A 1875-nucleotide genomic window follows, 5' to 3' on the forward strand; every position below is an offset into this window, starting at 1 on the left:
CTTATCGTCGTAAGCTCCGCAGTTCGCGCACTTACGACGGCGCGAATCATCGCGGCCGCGCTAGGCGTACCGCAGGCTTTAAGAGTTTCGCGCGAACTTTATGATATAAATTTATGGAATTTAGCGGAATTCGTTCGCGAACTAGACGGCGCATCGCCAAGATTTTTCGGCACCGATAAATACGGCCCGCAGGCTAGCTCGCATGCTTTACGCGGCAGCGTAAAAAGCGCGGGATCTGTTTTACATGCGCGCGGTGTGGACGCCTACGTCTTGGGCGTTTGCGAGGGCGACAGCGCGGACGACGCGGCGGATGCGCAAGCTGCAAATGACGGCGACAGCGCGGGCGATTTAAACCGCAATGCCCGTCGCAAAAAAGAGGGTGCCGTAAAAATGGGAATAGGCGGCATATCGGGCGATGCGGAAATTTTAAGCGCAAGTGGCGGTGATTCGGTATCCGTGTGTGGGCCCGGCGATGTCGTAGGCGATCTAGCAAGCGGCATTGGCTACGGCGCGGGTAACATAACGGCTGCGAGCCAGCTGGGTGGCTCAAATGACGCGCAGTGCGTCTTTATCGTCGGACATAATCCCGCAATAGGTGGGATTTGCGAGCTTTTTGGCGAGCGGGCGATAGAAAAATTCCCGCCGTGCGCGGTTTGTGGGCTGGAATTTGAAGCTAAAAATTTTGCCGAGATTGCCGAGCATAGTGGCAAAATCATAATGTTTGATTGCCCGTGATGCCGCATTTGTATGCAATTGCGCTTTTTGTAACGCAAAATAGATTGCTTTTGCATGCGAAAAAGCGCGAAACCGACAGCCCCAAAAGTCTCTTTGCGGATTTAAAAATTTACAAGTAAAAAAGCATATTTTTTGACGCCAAAACGCGAATCGCGAACCAAAATCCGCACCTTAGTCAAGACGCCTAGTATCCGCAAGCATACAAGAATTCGCAAGTCGCGCTAAAATGGCGTTTAGATAGATATTGGCGAGTAAAAAGCAAAATGAAATTTATATCTAAATCCAAGCAGGCATTGTTTCTTGATTTAAATTTCCTAGTGAGTGAAATTTTTAAGCGGAGTAGCCTAAATGCATTCAATTGTACAAATAAAATTAGCGCTAGCTGCCGCGTTATTTTTTAGCGCGATAACCGCAGCTATCTCGCGCTAAATTTAAAAGCACGAGCGCTGATTCGCCTGTTTCGTTGAGCTTTCGTTAAGCGCAAATACGCTTATTGGCGGACTCTTATGAAATTTAGCCCTAATGCCCCGTGTGGTTCATATCCATCATCGGCACATCCTTCATATTTATGCCATTATGGCTCATAGATCCATCATGCATCGAGCCGTGATCCATGCTCGAATGATCCGTCTGCGGCCCGCTCATATCCATAGAGTGGCTCATGCCATTCATATGATTCATCTGCATACCGCCGATATTGCCGTTGCCGGGATCGGTCATACCAAGAGCCATCGCTACGTGATTTAGCACCAAAAACACTATGAGCGTGCAAAAGTGGATCTTTAGCTTGCTGCGGAACGTAGCGCCCTTGGCGATGATGCCTAGCTCTAGCGCAAGCAGAATCAGTAGCGGTAGCACGCAGGCCATATATGCGCTCATCGCGATGATATCGACGCTGCCTCGCCATTGCATCGTCGGTAAAATTTTAATCGCTACGTAGATCATCAGCCCGGTAAAATAAACGCCTAAAATTATGCTTAGCACCTTATTTAGCTTCGTACTCGTCGCACGCTCGTCATTACGATACAGGCTAAAAAACTCGCTTGCCACTATCGCCTCGGCTAGCCCCATCGGCAGAACCATAAATACGATTAAATTCCACGGCTGATTCTGCATCAGCAGCTCCATATAATTCGTCAT

Annotated in this window: 1 protein-coding gene and 1 pseudogene; one reads left to right on the plus strand and one right to left on the minus strand. The window is 48.9% G+C overall.

Translation table 11 applies throughout. The annotated features are described in order from the left end of the window. A pseudogene (locus tag Q0236_RS02010) lies at window positions 1-735 on the plus strand (hypothetical protein); the annotation flags it as partial. Window positions 736-1254: 519 nt separating this feature from the next. Here the strand turns inward: Q0236_RS02010 and Q0236_RS02015 are convergent. Next, the coding region (locus tag Q0236_RS02015; protein ID WP_297914446.1) for a DUF6803 family protein at window positions 1255-1875 on the minus strand (621 nt) is incomplete at its 5' end.

This window comes from uncultured Campylobacter sp. (assembly GCF_938031315.1).
In the GTDB taxonomy this organism is placed as follows: domain Bacteria; phylum Campylobacterota; class Campylobacteria; order Campylobacterales; family Campylobacteraceae; genus Campylobacter_B.